General features: G+C 70.2%; 13 protein-coding genes. 8 read left to right on the forward strand and 5 right to left on the reverse strand.

All coding sequences use genetic code 11. The features are described from left to right. The first annotated feature begins 2 nt into the window (after positions 1-2). Genes SVTN_RS13730 through SVTN_RS13740 form a run of 3 tightly spaced genes read left to right on the forward strand, consistent with a single transcriptional unit; the run spans position 3 to position 4038 of the window. On the forward strand, positions 3-1937 hold the full coding sequence (locus tag SVTN_RS13730; protein WP_041133871.1) for an acetyl/propionyl/methylcrotonyl-CoA carboxylase subunit alpha: 1935 nt from the start codon (positions 3-5) through the stop codon (positions 1935-1937). Continuing rightward, on the forward strand, positions 1934-2869 hold the full coding sequence (locus tag SVTN_RS13735) for a hydroxymethylglutaryl-CoA lyase (protein ID WP_041129350.1): 936 nt from the start codon (positions 1934-1936) through the stop codon (positions 2867-2869). The genes SVTN_RS13730 and SVTN_RS13735 overlap by 4 nt, the downstream gene beginning before the upstream one ends. 8 nt (positions 2870-2877) lie before the next feature. After that, entirely contained in the window at positions 2878-4038 is a 1161-nt protein-coding gene (locus tag SVTN_RS13740; protein WP_041129351.1) for an acyl-CoA dehydrogenase family protein, read from the forward strand. Between the two features lie 61 nt (positions 4039-4099). Here the strand turns inward: SVTN_RS13740 and SVTN_RS13745 are convergent, their stop codons facing one another. Genes SVTN_RS13745 through SVTN_RS13755 form a run of 3 tightly spaced genes read right to left on the reverse strand, consistent with a single transcriptional unit; the run spans position 4100 to position 7187 of the window. Beyond that, positions 4100-4756, reverse strand: a complete 657-nt coding sequence (locus SVTN_RS13745; RefSeq protein WP_041129352.1) for a hypothetical protein — start codon at positions 4754-4756, stop codon at positions 4100-4102. 28 nt (positions 4757-4784) lie between these two features. Further along, positions 4785-5099, reverse strand: coding sequence for a hypothetical protein (locus SVTN_RS13750; protein ID WP_041129353.1), 315 nt, complete (start codon positions 5097-5099; stop codon positions 4785-4787). A gap of 30 nt (positions 5100-5129) precedes the next feature. Continuing rightward, on the reverse strand, positions 5130-7187 hold the full coding sequence (locus SVTN_RS13755; RefSeq protein ID WP_425429048.1) for a glycoside hydrolase domain-containing protein: 2058 nt from the start codon (positions 7185-7187) through the stop codon (positions 5130-5132). Positions 7188-7478: 291 nt separating this feature from the next. Here SVTN_RS13755 and SVTN_RS13760 point away from each other — a divergent pair, with 291 nt between their 5' ends. From SVTN_RS13760 to SVTN_RS13780, 5 genes are all read left to right on the forward strand, one after another. Beyond that, the gene (locus tag SVTN_RS13760) at positions 7479-8333 is read left to right on the forward strand and encodes a siderophore-interacting protein (RefSeq protein ID WP_041129355.1); all 855 of its coding nucleotides are present in this window, start codon (positions 7479-7481) and stop codon (positions 8331-8333) included. 194 nt (positions 8334-8527) lie between these two features. Then, complete coding sequence (locus SVTN_RS13765; RefSeq protein ID WP_041129356.1) at positions 8528-10012, forward strand: pyridoxal phosphate-dependent decarboxylase family protein; 1485 nt, start codon at positions 8528-8530, stop codon at positions 10010-10012. After that, entirely contained in the window at positions 9993-11264 is a 1272-nt protein-coding gene (locus SVTN_RS13770; protein WP_041129357.1) for a lysine N(6)-hydroxylase/L-ornithine N(5)-oxygenase family protein, read from the forward strand. The genes SVTN_RS13765 and SVTN_RS13770 overlap by 20 nt, the downstream gene beginning before the upstream one ends. Beyond that, the gene (locus tag SVTN_RS13775; RefSeq protein WP_041129358.1) at positions 11261-11800 is read left to right on the forward strand and encodes a GNAT family N-acetyltransferase; all 540 of its coding nucleotides are present in this window, start codon (positions 11261-11263) and stop codon (positions 11798-11800) included. Before SVTN_RS13770 ends, SVTN_RS13775 begins: the two co-directional genes overlap by 4 nt. A gap of 17 nt (positions 11801-11817) precedes the next feature. Then, positions 11818-13587, forward strand: a complete 1770-nt coding sequence (locus SVTN_RS13780) for an IucA/IucC family protein (RefSeq protein ID WP_041133872.1) — start codon at positions 11818-11820, stop codon at positions 13585-13587. Positions 13588-13650: 63 nt separating this feature from the next. Here SVTN_RS13780 and SVTN_RS13785 read toward each other — a convergent pair whose 3' ends face one another. Both SVTN_RS13785 and SVTN_RS13790 read right to left on the reverse strand, forming a co-directional pair. After that, positions 13651-13917 carry a hypothetical protein gene (locus SVTN_RS13785; protein ID WP_041129359.1) on the reverse strand — a complete coding sequence of 89 codons (267 nt, stop codon included), beginning with the start codon at positions 13915-13917 and terminating at the stop codon, positions 13651-13653. A 257-nt stretch (positions 13918-14174) separates the two neighbouring features. Then, a complete protein-coding gene (locus tag SVTN_RS13790) occupies positions 14175-15803 on the reverse strand; it encodes a beta-N-acetylhexosaminidase (protein ID WP_099055193.1) in 1629 nt (542 codons plus the stop codon). Between the last annotated feature and the right edge of the window lie 60 nt (positions 15804-15863).

The following is a 15863-nucleotide window of genomic DNA, read 5'->3' on the forward strand; positions in this document are numbered from 1 at the left end:
AGATGCAGAGCATGTTCGACACCGTCCTCGTGGCCAACCGGGGCGAGATCGCCGTCCGCGTCATCCGCACCCTGCGGGCGATGGGCGTGCGCTCGGTGGCCGTCTACAGCGACGCGGACGCCGACGCCCGGCACGTACGGGAGGCGGACACGGCGGTACGGATCGGTCCGCCGCCGGCCTCCGAGTCGTACCTGTCCGTCCCGGCCCTGCTCGACGCGGCGAAGCGGACCGGGGCGCAGGCCGTCCACCCCGGCTACGGCTTCCTCGCCGAGAACGCCGGGTTCGCGCAGGCCTGCGCGGACGCGGGCCTCGTCTTCATCGGCCCTTCGGCCTCCGCGATCTCCCTCATGGGCGACAAGATCCGGGCGAAGGAGACCGTGAAGGCCGCCGGCGTGCCGGTCGTGCCCGGCGCGGCCGACCCCGAACTGGAGTCCGCGGCCCGCGAGTTGGGTGCTCCCGTCCTCCTCAAGCCGAGCGCGGGCGGCGGCGGCAAGGGCATGCGCCTGGTGCGGGACCTCGCGGTCCTGGACGAGGAGATCGCGGCGGCCCGCCGGGAGGCGCGGGCGTCCTTCGGTGACGACACGCTGCTCGTGGAGCGGTGGATCGACCGGCCCCGGCACATCGAGATCCAGGTCCTGGCGGACGCCCACGGGAACGTGGTGCACCTCGGCGAGCGCGAGTGCTCGCTCCAGCGCCGCCACCAGAAGATCATCGAGGAGGCGCCGAGCGTCCTCCTCGACGAGAAGACCCGCGCGGCGATGGGCGCGGCGGCCGTGGAGGCCGCCCGGTCCTGCGGTTATGTCGGCGCGGGAACGGTCGAGTTCATCGTCCCGGGCGGTGACCCGTCCGCGTACTACTTCATGGAGATGAACACCCGTCTCCAGGTCGAGCACCCCGTGACCGAGCTGATCACGGGCCTGGACCTGGTGGAGTGGCAGCTGCGGGTCGCCGCCGGTGAGCCGCTGGGCTTCGGCCAGGACGACGTCCGGCTCGACGGCTGGGCGATCGAGGCCCGGATCTGCGCGGAGGACCCCTCGCGCGGCTTCCTGCCCTCGGGCGGCACGGTCCTCGCGCTGAACGAGCCCCAGGGGAACGGCGTACGGACGGACTCCGGGCTGCTCGAAGGCAGCGAGGTCTCCTCCCTCTACGACCCGATGCTGTCGAAGGTCATCGTCCACGCGGCCGACCGGCCGACGGCCCTGCGGAAGCTGCGCGCGGCCCTCGCCGACCTGGTCACCCTGGGCGTCCCCACCAACGCCGGTTTCCTCCGCCGTCTCCTCGCCCACCCGGACGTGGTGTCCGGGGCGATGGACACGGGGCTGGTGGAGCGGGACGCGGAGAGCCTGGTCCCGCAGGGCGTACCGGACGAGGTGTACGCGGCGGCCGCCGCCGTGCGGCTCGCGGAGCTGGCCCCGGCGCCCCGGGACGGCTGGACGGATCCGTTCGACGTGCCGAGCGGGTGGCGCCTGGGCGGCGCACCGAAGCCGCTCGCCTTCCCGTTCCGAGTGCCGGGACTCGAACCCGCGACGGCGGAGGCCCCCGCCGGCTCCCGGGTCACGGCCACCGGGGTGACCGTCACCGTGGACGGCATCACCCACACCTTCCACCGCGCCGGCGACTGGCTGGGCCGGGACGGCGACTCCTGGCACGTCCTGGACCACGACCCCGTCGAGGCCGCCCTCTCCGGCGCCCGGCACGGCGGGGCCGACACGCTCGCCGCGCCGATGCCCGGAACCGTGACCGTCGTGAAGGTGGCCGTCGGGGACGAGGTGGAGGCCGGGCAGAGCCTGCTGGTGGTCGAGGCGATGAAGATGGAGCACGTCATCTCCGCCCCGCACGCCGGCACCGTCACCGAGCTGGACGTCACGCCCGGCACCACCGTCGCCATGGACCAGATCCTGGCCGTGGTGACGCCCCGCGAGGAGGAGGACGCATGAGCGGCGGACTGCCGATGACCGTGCCCGACCCGTCGCTCCCCGCCCGGGTGCGGATCCACGAGGTCGGTGCCCGGGACGGGCTGCAGAACGAGAAGACGGCCGTCCCGACGGACGTGAAGGCCGAGTTCGTGCGGCGGCTCGCCGCCGCGGGCCTGACGACCGTCGAGGCGACGAGCTTCGTGCACCCGAAGTGGGTGCCCCAGCTCGCCGACGCCGAGGAGCTGTTCCCGCGCGTCCGCGACCTTCCCGTACGGCTCCCGGTGCTCGTGCCGAACGAGCGCGGTCTCGACCGGGCCCTCGCGCTCGGCGCCCGTGAGGTCGCCGTGTTCGCCTCGGCGACCGAGTCCTTCGCGAGGGCCAATCTGAACCGGACCGTCGACGAGGCGCTCGCGATGTTCGCGCCGACCGTCACGCGGGCCATAGAGGCCGGGCTCAAGGTGCGCGGCTATCTGTCGATGTGCTTCGGCGACCCCTGGGAGGGCGCCGTCCCCGTCGAGCAGGTCGTCCGGGTCACGAAGGCCCTCGCCGACATGGGCTGCGACGAGCTGAGCCTCGGGGACACGATCGGGGTCGCGACCCCGGGGCACGTCCAGGCCCTCCTTACGGGGCTGAACGAGGCCGGTGTCCCCACCTCCCGTATCGCCGTGCACTTCCACGACACGTACGGGCAGGCCCTGTCCAACACCCTGGCGGCCCTGCGCCACGGGGTGACCACGGTCGACGCCTCCGCCGGCGGCCTCGGCGGCTGCCCGTACGCGAAGAGCGCGACCGGCAATCTCGCCACCGAGGACCTCGTGTGGATGCTCGACGGTCTCGGCATCGAGACCGGGGTCGATCTGGCCGCCCTCACCGCCACGAGCGTGTGGATGGCCGAACAGCTGGGCCGGCCCAGCCCTTCCCGTACCGTCCGCGCCCTCTCCCACAAGGAGTGACGAAAGACATGTCCCTCGACCACCGGCTCTCCGAAGAGCACGAGGAACTCCGCCGCACCGTCGAGGAGTTCGCGCACGACGTCGTCGCGCCGAAGATCGGCGACTACTACGAGCGGCACGAGTTCCCGTACGAGATCGTCGCCGAGATGGGCCGCATGGGCCTGTTCGGGCTGCCGTTCCCCGAGGAGTACGGCGGCATGGGCGGCGACTACCTGGCGCTCGGGATCGCCCTGGAGGAGCTGGCCCGGGTCGACTCCTCCGTGGCGATCACCCTGGAGGCGGGCGTCTCGCTCGGCGCGATGCCGGTCTTCCGTTTCGGTACGGAGGAGCAGAAGCGGGAGTGGCTGCCGAAGCTGTGCTCCGGCGAGATGCTCGGCGCGTTCGGTCTGACCGAGCCGGGAGCGGGCAGCGACGCCGGCGGCACCCGCACCACCGCCGTCCGGGACGGCGACCACTGGGTCATCAACGGTTCGAAGTGCTTCATCACCAACTCCGGTACGGACATCACGGGCCTGGTGACGGTCACGGCGGTCACCGGCCGCAAGCCCGACGGGCGTCCGCTGATCTCCTCGATCATCGTGCCGTCCGGCACCCCGGGCTTCACGGTCGCGGCGCCGTACTCGAAGGTCGGCTGGAACGCCTCGGACACCCGTGAGCTCTCCTTCGACGACGTCCGCGTCCCGGTGGGGAACCTGCTCGGCGAGGAGGGCCGGGGTTACGCGCAGTTCCTGCGGATCCTGGACGAGGGCCGGGTCGCGATCGCCGCGCTCGCGACGGGCCTCGCGCAGGGCTGTGTGGACGAGTCGGTGAAGTACGCGAAGGAGCGCCACGCCTTCGGGTCGCCGATCAGCACGTACCAGGCGATCCAGTTCAAGATCGCCGACATGGAGACGAAGGCGCACATGGCCCGGATCGGCTGGCGGGACGCGGCCTCGCGCCTGGTCCTCGGCGAGCCGTTCAAGAAGGAGGCGGCGATCGCGAAGCTGTACTCCTCCACGGTGGCGGTGGACAACGCCCGCGAAGCGACCCAGGTCCACGGCGGCTACGGCTTCATGAACGAGTACCCGGTGGCCCGCATGTGGCGCGACTCGAAGATCCTGGAGATCGGCGAGGGCACCAGCGAGGTCCAGCGGATGCTGATCGCCCGGGAGCTGGGCCTGCCGGCCTGACGGGACGCACAGGAAGAGGGGGTGCACGACTGAAGTCGTGCACCCCCTCTTTCATGCCTCATCAGGCCGTGATCGCTCCGGCGCCCTCGCCCGGCGTGGCGTTCCACTCCCTGATCCGGGCCGCGAGCGCGGCGAGGCGCGGGTCGAGCGGGCCGACGGCGATGTAGAAGAGGGACTCGTCCACCGGCTTGTCGTCACCGCCCCAGCGGACCACGCCGTCGCAGTCCGCGAGGATCGCGCGGACGGTGTCGGTCTGGAGCGGGAACAGCGTTCCCTTCGTCGCCCCGATGCCCGGGCGGATCCGCACGGCCGTGCCGGACGCGAGGTTCGACTCGGGGTGGCGGCGGCGCACCTCCTTGGCGGGGCGCCAGCCGGCGAGGTCACCGGCGTGGAGCTCCTCCACCTCGTAGTGGAAGCGGCGCACGACGTGGAGCAGGACGGTCTCGACGTCACCGATCCACACGGGCACGGTCAGTCCGGCGCCGGACACCGAGCGCGTCCACACCTGGGAGTCGCGGTCGACGTTGGTCTGGATCGTCCAGCCGTTCGCGGACGTCGCCGGGCGCTTGGGCTTGCGGGCCCCCGGGACGGCGCCGTCGGCGGCCCCCGCGCTCGGCGCGGCGACGGCCGTGGCGGACAGGACCGGGCTGAGGGCGGCGGCCGCGCCCACGACGGCGGCGGTCCGCACGACCGTGCGGCGCGTCATCTTCTGCTGCATGTGCTTCGTGTCTCCTCTCAAGTCTTCGTCAGAACAGCCCGATCGCCAGGAAGGGCGCCAGGGAAGCCACCGCGCACACCGTCCAGTACACGGCCTTCGGGACGGGCGTCCGGCGCGCGAGGCGCCGGTTCACCAGGCCCCACACGAGGCCGTGGATCCCGACGACCGGTACGACGATGACCAGCCACAGCAGCATGCCGTCGTTCTCGTTCGGGTCCTGCGTCGTCCACCCGAGGGCGGCGAGCGGTCCGTTGGCCAGGACGTACCAGACCAGGAAGTACGGAACGATTCCGGGCACGCCGAGCAGCAGGTTCACCCCGGCCGGCACGAGCAGCTTCCTCATGCACCCATTCTTCGCGATCGGTGGGGGCCGCTAGGCGCGGCTGAGGGCGTTGTAGTTCTCCAGGACCTGGTAGAGGCCGACGAGCTCGCGCCCGTACTGCTCCGCCTTGGGCCCGGTGCCGTTGTACCGGGCGAGCAGCGCCTGGGTGTCGGCGAGGCTGGTGGTCAGCGACGGCGAGGGGATGCCCAGCTGGTAGGAGTTGAACATCGTGAGGTACGCGACGGACCGGATGTTGTACTCGGGGTCCTGGAGCTGGTCCCAGACCGACTTCAGGTCGGCCTCGTAGGTCAGCGGGCTCGCGTTGAGGAGGCCCTGCCGGATGCAGTAGTTCCGGGCGTCGATGGCGACCTTGGCGAAGATCTGGCCCCAGCCCGTGCTGCTGTCGTCCCGCAGGCCGGCCTTCACGGCCTCGTCGGAGACCGCGTCGAGCGGGTTCAGCTTGCGCAGCTCCCACAGGACGGGGGCCTGGATGAGCGCCTTGCGGATCTTCAGCGTCCTGGCGAGGTTGGTGAACAGGTAGTCGGCGCTGAGGACCATGTTGAAGGCCTCGGTGGTGGAGATGACGCCGTACGTGACCCAGTCGCCGTCCGCGGTCCAGCCCTCGCCGCCCGTCTCGGGGACGCCGATGGAGGTGAGGTAGGACTGGATGTCGGCGAGCAGGGGCGCCTTGTACGCGGCCTGGTTGAGGTCCCGGTCCAGACCGGAGACGATCCCGGCGGGCGGGTCGAAGTCCGCCTGGCCCTGGTCCCGGCCGGAGGCCATGTCGTTGTCGATGTTGATCGAACCGGCGCCGGAGCCGACCGTGATCGTGGAGATCTGGTCGAAGGCCCACTTCGTCGGCAGCGGGTAGCCCAGGTTTCCGGAGAAGCCGGCCGACATGTCGGAGACGAAGGCGGTCTCGGCGTACCCGGCGTCGGTCACGCGCTGGCAGATGTTGCGCGGGCCGTAGACGCCGACCCGGTAGCCCGAGTTCTCGGTGACGGTCCGGGAGACGCCGCGGAAGTGCGGGAGGATGTTGGAGGTGACCTCGCCGTCCATGGCGTCGTAGTCGACGGCGAAGTAGATGATCGAGCCCGGCTTGAAGCCGTGCGCCCGCGCCCATTCGACGGCGTTGGTCCCGTCGACGCAGCCCTGGCCGTACTTGAAGTAGCTCAACGAGTCGGAGAACGTCTGGTAGATCGGGAAGCAGCGCAGCCCGTACGCCTTGATCGTCTCCAGCTCGCCCGGCTGGATCTGCTTCTCGGGCAGCTTCCCGTTCGGGAAGGGGTTGTAGAGGTACCGGCCGACGTACGCGTAGCCCGCGTTGACGAGGGTCTGGGCGCGCTCCGGCGTGATCTTGGTGACGCAGTCGCAGGCGCTGCCCCTGCGGGTCTGGTCGCCGTACGAGACGAGCAGCGAGGACCAGGTGGCGTAGTCGCCGACGCCGGTCACCGGAAGCATGGAGAAGGCCTGGAAGGTCTCGACCTCGCTCTGGACCCCGCCGGTGAACTCGCCGAAGAGGACGTTGCGCTTGTTGAGGACCATCGCGGCCGTGAACAGGTACGCCCAGGTGCTGCTGTTGCCCTGGCCGACGGTGTGGGACTTCAGGCCGGACTGGGTGCCGGGGCCGAAGTTGCCGTTGGCGACGCCGTCGGCCATGCCCAGCTCGTACTGGATGGCGAAGAGCATGGACTTCGCGACGTCGCGGGAGTGATAGCCGTCGGCGGGGATGATGTAGAAGTCCCGGCGGTTCACGTACCGGGCGTTCAGCCACCGCTGGACGGTGCGGATCTGCTCGTTGCCGCCGCTGAGGCTGACGTAGGCGTCCATGGTGAGCAGGGCCTTGACGACCTTCGGCTCCAGGGACGTGCCCGGGTAGGCGCCGTCCACGCCCATGTGGAGCTTGAGCTGCGCCACGGCGCTCTGGACCCGGCTGTTGTAGGTGCCGTCGATCTCGCCGCCGTCGTAGCCCTTGCAGTACAGGGCGGACTGGATGATGCGGCAGAAGTTCGCCGAGGGCACCGTGGAGGCGTTGATGCTCGGGTACTTCGACTGCAGCGTGGACAGCGTGGTGGGGCCGAAGGCGTTCGACAGGCTGGTGATGCCCATCTCGTACTGGAGGGCCCGGGTGAGGGCGTACATGACCGTCCAGCCGGTCTTGCCGTCCTCTTCCAGCTTGGATATGCCCAGCATCGCCCCGTTGTTGTAGGTCGAGTTGATGAAGCGCTGGGCCCTCTCGACCATAGCGTCGGCCATGGATCTCCTTCGTTCTGTGGCAACGCACGCGGAGAGGCGTCACGCCGTCGCCGAAACGAGGAGCCCCCTCTCCTGAATCAGCCAGACCCTAGCAACAGAATCAGCCCCTGTTGATCAATGTGAGGTTAGGCTAACCTCATTTCCATGACGAACGCCGAGACCGCCCCCTTCCAGTTCTTCTCCCTCCAGGTCGACCGGACACGGCGACTCGGCCCGTCCCTGGTCAGGGTCACCTTCACCGGGGACTACCTGAAGAACTTCGCCGCCGGGGGCCGCGACCAGTCGCTCTCCCTCTTCCTGCCGCACCCCGGCCAGGAGGCGCCGGTCCTGCCGCCCCTGGACGACCCGGACATGTACGCGATCCTCGGCGCCTGGCGCGCGATGCCCGACGACGAGCGGGCCGTGATGCGCTCGTACACCGTCCGCGAGCAGCGCACCGAGCCCGCCAACGAGGTGGACATCGACTTCGCGCTCCACGAGGACGGGGGTCCCGCCTGCCGCTGGGCGAGCCGCGCCGAGCCCGGCGACCGGGTGGCGGTCCTGGGTCCGGCGGTCGCCGAGAACACGGGCGTCCGCTTCCAACTGCCCGAGGACGCGGACTCCGTACTGATCTGGGCCGACGAGACGGCCCTGCCCGCCGCCTCCGCGATCCTGGAGTGGCTGCCGGCCGAGACCCGCGCCCGGGTGTTCCTCGAGGTGCCGTACTCCGGCGACCGGACGGAGCTCGCGACCGAGGCGGACGCCACGGTCACCTGGCTCGTACGGGAGGAGGGGGCGCCGTCCGCCGTGGACGCGGTGTCCGACGTCGAACTGCCCGGACGGGCCCCGTACGTCTGGATCGCGGGCGAGTCGGGCTCCGTGAAGGCGCTGCGCCGCCACTTCGTACGGGAGCGGGGTCTGGACCGGCGCCGGGTCACGTTCGTCGGCTACTGGCGCAAGGGCCTGTCCGAGGACGCGCTGCGCGAGGTCCCGGACGAGACGGCGCAGGACGAGGCGTAGGGAGACGCACCGAGAGAGACGCGGGACGAGGCGCCGGGAGAGACATAAGGAGAGGCGCAGCGAACCGGCCATTCACCGACGGCCCCTCAGCCCCTCAGGGCTGGGGGGCTTCTTCACGGTCAAACTTAGGTTAGGCTAACCTTACTAACGACCACCTCGGCCGACCGCGTCCCCACACCCGGAAGGGCACCCGCATGCGCTCCCACCTGCTCAACGACACGACGGCGGAGAGCTACCGACGCTCCGTCACCGAAGGAGTCGAGCGGGTGGCGAGGAAACTCGCCGCGACGCGAGGCCCGTTCACCGGCGTCACGCCCGCCGACCTCGCCCCCCTCGTCGACGCCGTCGACCTCGACCGCCCGCTCGGCGACCCCTCCGCCGCCCTCGACGAGCTGGAGAGCGTCTACCTCCGCGACGCCGTCTACTTCCACCACCCTCGCTACCTCGGGCACCTCAACTGCCCGGTGGTCATCCCCGCCGTCCTCGGCGAGGCCGTCCTCTCGGCGGTCAACTCCTCCCTCGACACCTGGGACCAGAGCGCCGGCGGCACCCTCATCGAGCGGAAACTGATCGACTGGACCACCGGCCGCATCGGCCTCGGCCCGCTCGCCGACGGCGTGTTCACCAGCGGCGGCACCCAGTCCAACCTCCAGGCCCTGCTCCTCGCCCGCGAGGAGGCCGGCAGCACCGACCTGACGAAGCTGCGGATCTTCTCCTCCGAGTGCAGCCACTTCAGCGTCCAGAAGTCGGCCCAGCTGCTCGGCCTCGGCCGCGACGCCGTCGTCGCCGTCCCGGTCGACCGGAACAAGCGCATGCAGTCCGTCGTCCTCGCCGCCGAACTGGAGGCCTGCCGCGCCGAGGGCCTGATCCCGATGGCGATCGTCGCCACCGCCGGCACCACCGACTTCGGCTCCATCGACCCGCTGCCCGAGATCGCCGCCCTCGCCGCCGAGTACGGCGCCTGGATGCACGTCGACGCCGCCTACGGCTGCGGACTGCTCGCCTCCCGCACCCGCCGCCACCTCCTGGACGGCATCGAGCGGGCCGACTCCGTCACCGTCGACTACCACAAGTCCTTCTTCCAGCCGGTGAGTTCCTCCGCCGTCCTGGTCCGCGACGGCGCCACGCTGCGCCACGCGACGTACCACGCGGACTACCTCAACCCTCTCCCCCAAGCTCTCGGCTTCGCTCGAGCAGGGGGGACCCCCATGACCCTCGCCGAGCAGATCCCCAACCAGGTCGACAAATCCCTCCAGACCACCCGCCGCTTCGACGCGCTCAAGCTGTGGATGACCCTGCGCGTGATGGGCGCCGACGGCATCGGGGAGCTCTTCGACGAGGTCTGCGACCTGGCCGCCGAGGGCCATGCGCTGCTCACCGCCGACCCGCGCTACGAGGTCGTCGTCGAACCGCAGCTCTCCACCCTCGTCTACCGCTACGTCCCCGAGGCCGCCGCCTCCCCCGCCGAGGTCGACCGGGCCAACCTCCACGCCCGCAAGGCCCTGTTCGCCTCCGGCGAGGCCGTCGTCGCGGGCACCAAGGTCGACGGCCGCCAGTACCTCAAGTTCACCCTGCTCAACCCCGAGACGACGCCGGCCGACATCGCCGCAGTCCTCGACCTCATCGCCGGCCACGCCGAGCAGTACCTGGGAGAGAACCTTGTCCACGCAGCCTCTTGATTTCATCGGCATCGGGCTCGGTCCGTTCAACCTCGGACTCGCCTGCCTGACCGAGCCGATCACCGAACTGAACGGCCTGTTCCTGGAGTCCAAGCCGGACTTCGAGTGGCACTCGGGGATGTTCCTCGAAGGCGCCCACCTCCAGACCCCGTTCATGTCGGACCTGGTCACCCTCGCGGACCCGACCTCGCCGTACTCCTTCCTCAACTACCTGAAGGAGAAGGGCCGCCTGTACTCCTTCTATATCCGCGAGAACTTCTACCCGCTGCGGACCGAGTACAACGACTACTGCCGCTGGGCCGCCGGGAAACTGACCTCGATCCGCTTCTCGACGACGGTCGCGTCGGTGACGTACGACGAGACCGCCGACCTGTACGCGGTGACCACGGAATCCGGAGAAACGTTCCGGACGCACCGGATCGTCCTCGGCACGGGCACCCCGCCCCACATCCCCGAGACCTGCGAGGGCCTCGGCGGCGACCTGATCCACAACTCGCGCTACCTCCCGAACAAGGAGGAGCTCCAGAAGAAGAAGTCGATCACCCTGGTCGGCAGCGGCCAGAGCGCGGCGGAGATCTACTACGACCTCCTGAGCGAGATCGACGTCCACGGCTACAAGCTGAACTGGGTGACCCGCTCGCCCCGCTTCTTCCCCCTCGAATACACCAAGCTCACGCTCGAGATGACGTCCCCGGAGTACGTGGACTACTTCCACGCGCTGCCCGAGCAGACCCGCTACCGCCTGGAGACGGCGCAGAAGGGCCTGTTCAAGGGCATCGACGGAGAGCTGATCGACGCGATCTTCGACCTGCTCTACCAGAAGAACCTGGGCGGCCCGGTCCCCACCCGCCTCCTGACCAACTCCTCCCTGAACACGGCGGCGTACGACGGGACGACGGGCACGTACACGCTCGGCTTCCGCCAGGAGGAGCAGGAGAAGGACTTCACCCTGGACACCGAGGGCCTGATCCTCGCGACCGGCTACAAGTACACCGTCCCGGCCTTCCTGAAGCCGATCGAGGACCGCCTCCGGTACGACGGCCGGGGCCGCTTCGACGTGGCCCGCAACTACGCGATCGACACCACGGGCCGGCGGATCTTCCTGCAGAACGCCGGCGTGCACACGCACTCGATCACGTCGCCGGACCTGGGCATGGGCCCGTACCGGAACGCGTACATCATCGGGGAGATGCTGGGTTCCGAGTACTACCCGGTAGAGAAGACCATCGCCTTCCAGGAGTTCGCGATATGACCGTCCAGACCATCGGCATCCGCCCGCTCGACCCCCTCGCGGACGCGGAGCTGATCCACCCGTGGGTCACGCACCCGAAGGCCGCCTTCTGGATGATGCAGGACGCGAAGCTCCAGGACGTCGAGCGCGAGTACATGGCGATCGCGGCGAACCCGCACCACGACGCCTTCATCGGCCTGGTCGACGGAGAGCCGGCCTTCCTGATGGAGCGCTACGACCCGTCGAAGGTGGAACTGGTCGGCCTGTACGAGCCGCAGCCCGGCGACGTGGGCATGCACTTCCTGGTGGCGCCCACGGACACCCCCGTGCACGGCTTCACCCGGACCGTGATCACCGCCGTGATGACGGAGTTGTTCGCCGACCCGGCGACCGCCCGGGTGGTCGTCGAGCCGGACGTCCGCAACAAGGCGGTGCACGCGCTCAACGAGGCCGTGGGATTCGTCGCCTTCGGAGAGATCCAGAAGCCGGAGAAGAAGGCCCTGCTGAGCTTCTGCACCCGTGCCCAGTTCGAGACCACCGTCGGAGCCGCGATATGAACCGCCGGAGCCAGGACATGAACTCCGTCGCACACCTCACCCCCGAGCGCTGGGCCGCCGCCAACCGCGCCCTGATCCGCAAGGGCCTCGCCGAGTTCGCCCACGAGCGGCTGCTCAACCCGAAGGAGCTGGGCGAGGGCCGCTACCAGGTCCTCAGCGACGACGGCGGTACGGAGTACCGCTTCACGGCCGACCGCTTCGCGCTGGACCACTGGCAGGTCTACCCGGACTCGATCAGCCGCCACCGGGGCGATGAGCAACTCCCGCTGGACGCACTCCAGTTCATAACGGAACTGCGCGGCTCGCTGGGCCTGACCGACGAGATCCTCCCGGTCTACCTGGAGGAGATCTCCTCCACCCTGGCCGGTACGGCGTACAAGGCGACCAAGCCGCCCGTGACCTCGGCGGAGCTGGCCCGCGCCGGGTTCCAGGCGATCGAGACGGGGATGACCGAGGGCCACCCCTGCTTCGTGGCGAACAACGGCCGGCTGGGCTTCGGCGTCGACGAGTACCGCGCGTACGCCCCGGAGGCGGCGAGCGGGATCCACCTGATCTGGCTGGCGGCGCACCGCGACCGGACCACCTTCACGGCCGGCGCGGGCATCGAGTACGAGGCCTTCATCCGCGCGGAACTGGGCGACGCGGAGGTGGACGGCTTCGCCGCGACCCTGGCCGCCCGGGGCCTGGACCTGGCGGACTACCTCCTCGTACCGGCGCACCCCTGGCAGTGGTGGAACAAGCTGTCCGTCACCTTCGCGGCGGAGGTGGCACAGCAGCGCCTGGTGTACCTGGGCGAGGGCGACGACGCGTATCTGGCGCAGCAGTCGATCCGTACGTTCTTCAACACGACGGACCCGGCGAAGCACTACGTGAAGACGGCTCTCTCCGTCCTCAACATGGGCTTCATGCGGGGCCTGTCGGCGGCGTACATGGAGGCGACGCCGGCGATCAACGACTGGCTGGCGCAGCTGATCGCCTCGGACGAGGTCTTCGGGGCGGCCCGGTTCTCGATCATCAGGGAGCGGGCGGCGGTCGGCTACCGGCACCTGGAGTACGAGGCGGCGACGGACCGCTACTCCCCGTACCGCAAGATGCTGGCGGCGCTCTGGCGCGAGTCCCCGGTGTCGACGCTCGCGGAGGGCGAGCGCCTGGCGACGATGGCCTCGCTGCTGCACGTGGACCACACGGGCGCGTCGTTCGCGGGGGCACTGATCAAGGAGTCGGACGAGGAGCCGGCGGTATGGCTCCGCCGATACCTGGACGCGTACCTCCTCCCGGTCCTGCACAGCTTCTACGCGTACGACCTGGTCTACATGCCGCACGGCGAGAACGTGATCCTGGTCCTGGACGAGCGGGGTGCGGTCGCACGGGCGATCTTCAAGGACATCGCGGAGGAGATCTGCGTGATGGACCCGACGGCGGTGCTCCCGCCGGCGGTGGAGCGCATCCGCGCCGAGGTCCCGGAGGACATGAAGCTCCTCTCGGTCTTCACGGACGTCTTCGACTGCTTCTTCCGCTTCCTGGGCGCGACCCTGGCGGCGGAGGGCGTCCTCGCGGAGGAAGACTTCTGGCGCACGGTGGCGGAGTGCGTGAAGGACTACCAGGCGTCGAAGCCGGAACTGGCGGAGAAGTTCGCGCGGTACGACATGTTCACGGACACCTTCGCCCTGTCGGCCCTCAACCGCCTCCAGCTCCGCAACAACAAGCAGATGGTCGACCTGGCGGACCCGTCGGCGGCCCTCCAGCTGGTCGGCGACCTGACGAACCCGATCGCCCGCTTCGCCTGACCCCGGATACGTGCGGGCCCCGGCGGAGTACGGTCCTCCGCCGGGGCTCGCACGTATCCGGGATCAGGCCAGGACGTTGCGCAACATGCCTATGAGCACGAAGAAGACGCCGACCGCCGCGAGGCCGACCCCGAGCATGGCTGCCGCCTTGACGGGAGTCGGCAGCTGCGTCTTGGCGATCTTCACGTTGGTGACCATGCCCAGGGCACCCACCACGCCGCCTATCGCGCCGCCGATGAACATCAGTCCCAGCGGGAGCGCGGCGAGAGCCGTCTGCCAGGGGGCGAGCCCGTCGAAGAGCTTCTTCTTCTTGAGCGACGGCTGCGACATGCCTGATCCTTCCGATGGGTCATACGTGCGCAGTCGGCTCGAAGTGAGGGTGCGCGAGAGATGACGCGCCTGATCGGAGCGTGTCCACGGGACCGGTCCGGCGAGCGCGACGAGATCCTAGCGGGCCCGGTTCCGCGGGGGAACGCCTCGCTCCGGCCCGTCGTTCGAGCCCGAGGACGGCACCGTCCCACCGCCCGCACTCACGTGGAACGCCCGGCCGGGTCTCCCCGGCCGGGCGTTCCGTATCTACGTACCGGCTACTCCGCCGGCCACGGCACCTGCGGCGACCGGTAGTACGTGATGCCGAGGGCGTCGAAGCGCGGGGCCTGTTCCGCCAGGCGCTCCTTGTACGTGTCCCAGTCGTGGGTCGACGCCGGGGACCAGCCCAGTTCCGCCACGCCCGGAAGGCGGGGGAAGGCCATGACGTCGAGGTCTCCCGTGGAGGCGAGGGTCTCGGTCCACAGGGGGGCCTCCACGCCTCGGACGGAGTCCGCCGGGGCGCCCTGGAGGTACGTCGAGGGGTTCCAGTCGTACGACCTGCGCACCTCGACGTGTCCCGCCCAGGCCAGGCCCAGCGGGGTGTCCTTCGTGTACTTCATGTCGAGGTACGTGCGGTCCGCCGGGGACAGGATCAGGCCCGTGCCGTTGCGGGCGGCCGCGGCGACGCGTTCCTTCTCCTCCGCCGGGGTGCGGTCCAGGCCCCAGTACTGGACGAGGGCGCCCTTCGCCGGGGTGGCGCCGGTGAGCTGGTGCCAGCCGACGACGGTCTTGCCGTACTTGGCGACGATCGGCTGCACCCTGTCCATGAAGGCCGCGTAGTCCTCGTGGCTGGTGGAGTGGGCCTCGTCGCCGCCGATGTGGAGGTAGCGGCCCGGGGTGAGCGCGGCGATCTCTCGGATCACGTCGTCCGCGAAGTCGTACGTGATCTGCTTCGGCGCGCACAGGGAGCTGAAGCCGACCTTCGTTCCCGTGTAGAGGGGAGGGGCCACGCCGTCGCAGGTCAGGTCAGCGTACGAGGCGAGGGCGGCGTTCGTGTGGCCCGGCATGTCGATCTCGGGGATCACCTCCTGGTAGCGGGAGGCGGCGTACTCGACGATCTCCCGGTACTGCGCCTTGGTGTAGAAGCCGCCGGGGCCGCCGCCGACCTCGGTGGAGCCGCCGTGGGTGGTGAGCCGGGGCCAGGAGTCGACGGCGATGCGCCAGCCCTGGTCGTCGGAGAGGTGCAGGTGGAGGGTGTTGACCTTGTAGAGGGCGAGCTGGTCGATGTACCGCTTCACCTCGTCGACGGTGAAGAAGTGGCGGGCGACGTCGAGCATGGCGCCCCGGTAGGCGTAGCGCGGGGTGTCGGTGACGGTGCCGCCGGCGATCTTCCAGGGACCCGGCTGGACGCTCTTGCGCTCGACGGCGGAGGGGAGCTGCTGGCGGAGGGTCTGGACGCCGCGGAAGAGGCCGGCGGGTTCGCGGGCGGTGAGGGTGAGGCCCTCGGGTGCGGAGGTGAGCCGGTAGCCCTCGTCGCCGAGGCCGGTCTCGTCGGGGTCGAGGCGGAGCCGGATGCCGCGGCCTGCGGCGCGGTCGTCGACGACGGGCAGCGGGAAGCCGGTGGCGGGGCGGAGGAGTCCGGCGAGGTAGCGGCCGAGGGCCCGGGACTCGCCGGAGGTCTTGTCGATGCCGATGCGGGTGGCGGCGGTGAGGGTGTAGGGCTCGCCCTCGGGGGTGACGGAGGCGGGTACGGGCACGATGCGGCCGAGCGGGCGGACCTCGGGCTCGGCTGCGGCTCTGCCGGGTGCCTTGGCGTCGGCGCCGTCGCCGTCGGCGGCGGCCTCTCCGCAGCCGACTCCGGCGGTCGCGAACAGGAGCAGGGATCCGATCAGGCACGGAATCGTCATGCGCTGTCTCACAGGCGGGCTCCCCTTCGGGTGATCAACTTCGGATGATCAGCTTCGGAT

Source organism: Streptomyces vietnamensis, from assembly GCF_000830005.1.
Lineage (GTDB): Bacteria > Actinomycetota > Actinomycetes > Streptomycetales > Streptomycetaceae > Streptomyces > Streptomyces vietnamensis.

What these genes read in the sequence shown, in the direction of transcription:
- SVTN_RS13760 (WP_041129355.1), top strand. Translation starts at nt 7,479, where the DNA reads ATGACGAACGCCGAGACCGCCCCCTTCCAGTTCTTCTCCCTCCAGGTC.
- SVTN_RS13765 (WP_041129356.1), top strand. Translation starts at nt 8,528, where the DNA reads ATGCGCTCCCACCTGCTCAACGACACGACGGCGGAGAGCTACCGACGC.
- SVTN_RS13785 (WP_041129359.1), bottom strand. Translation starts at nt 13,917, where the DNA reads ATGTCGCAGCCGTCGCTCAAGAAGAAGAAGCTCTTCGACGGGCTCGCC.
- SVTN_RS13750 (WP_041129353.1), bottom strand. Translation starts at nt 5,099, where the DNA reads ATGAGGAAGCTGCTCGTGCCGGCCGGGGTGAACCTGCTGCTCGGCGTG.
- SVTN_RS13780 (WP_041133872.1), top strand. Translation starts at nt 11,818, where the DNA reads ATGAACTCCGTCGCACACCTCACCCCCGAGCGCTGGGCCGCCGCCAAC.
- SVTN_RS13730 (WP_041133871.1), top strand. Translation starts at nt 3, where the DNA reads ATGCAGAGCATGTTCGACACCGTCCTCGTGGCCAACCGGGGCGAGATC.
- SVTN_RS13740 (WP_041129351.1), top strand. Translation starts at nt 2,878, where the DNA reads ATGTCCCTCGACCACCGGCTCTCCGAAGAGCACGAGGAACTCCGCCGC.
- SVTN_RS13735 (WP_041129350.1), top strand. Translation starts at nt 1,934, where the DNA reads ATGAGCGGCGGACTGCCGATGACCGTGCCCGACCCGTCGCTCCCCGCC.
- SVTN_RS13745 (WP_041129352.1), bottom strand. Translation starts at nt 4,756, where the DNA reads ATGCAGCAGAAGATGACGCGCCGCACGGTCGTGCGGACCGCCGCCGTC.
- SVTN_RS13790 (WP_099055193.1), bottom strand. Translation starts at nt 15,803, where the DNA reads ATGACGATTCCGTGCCTGATCGGATCCCTGCTCCTGTTCGCGACCGCC.
- SVTN_RS13755 (WP_425429048.1), bottom strand. Translation starts at nt 7,187, where the DNA reads ATGGGCATCACCAGCCTGTCGAACGCCTTCGGCCCCACCACGCTGTCC.
- SVTN_RS13775 (WP_041129358.1), top strand. Translation starts at nt 11,261, where the DNA reads ATGACCGTCCAGACCATCGGCATCCGCCCGCTCGACCCCCTCGCGGAC.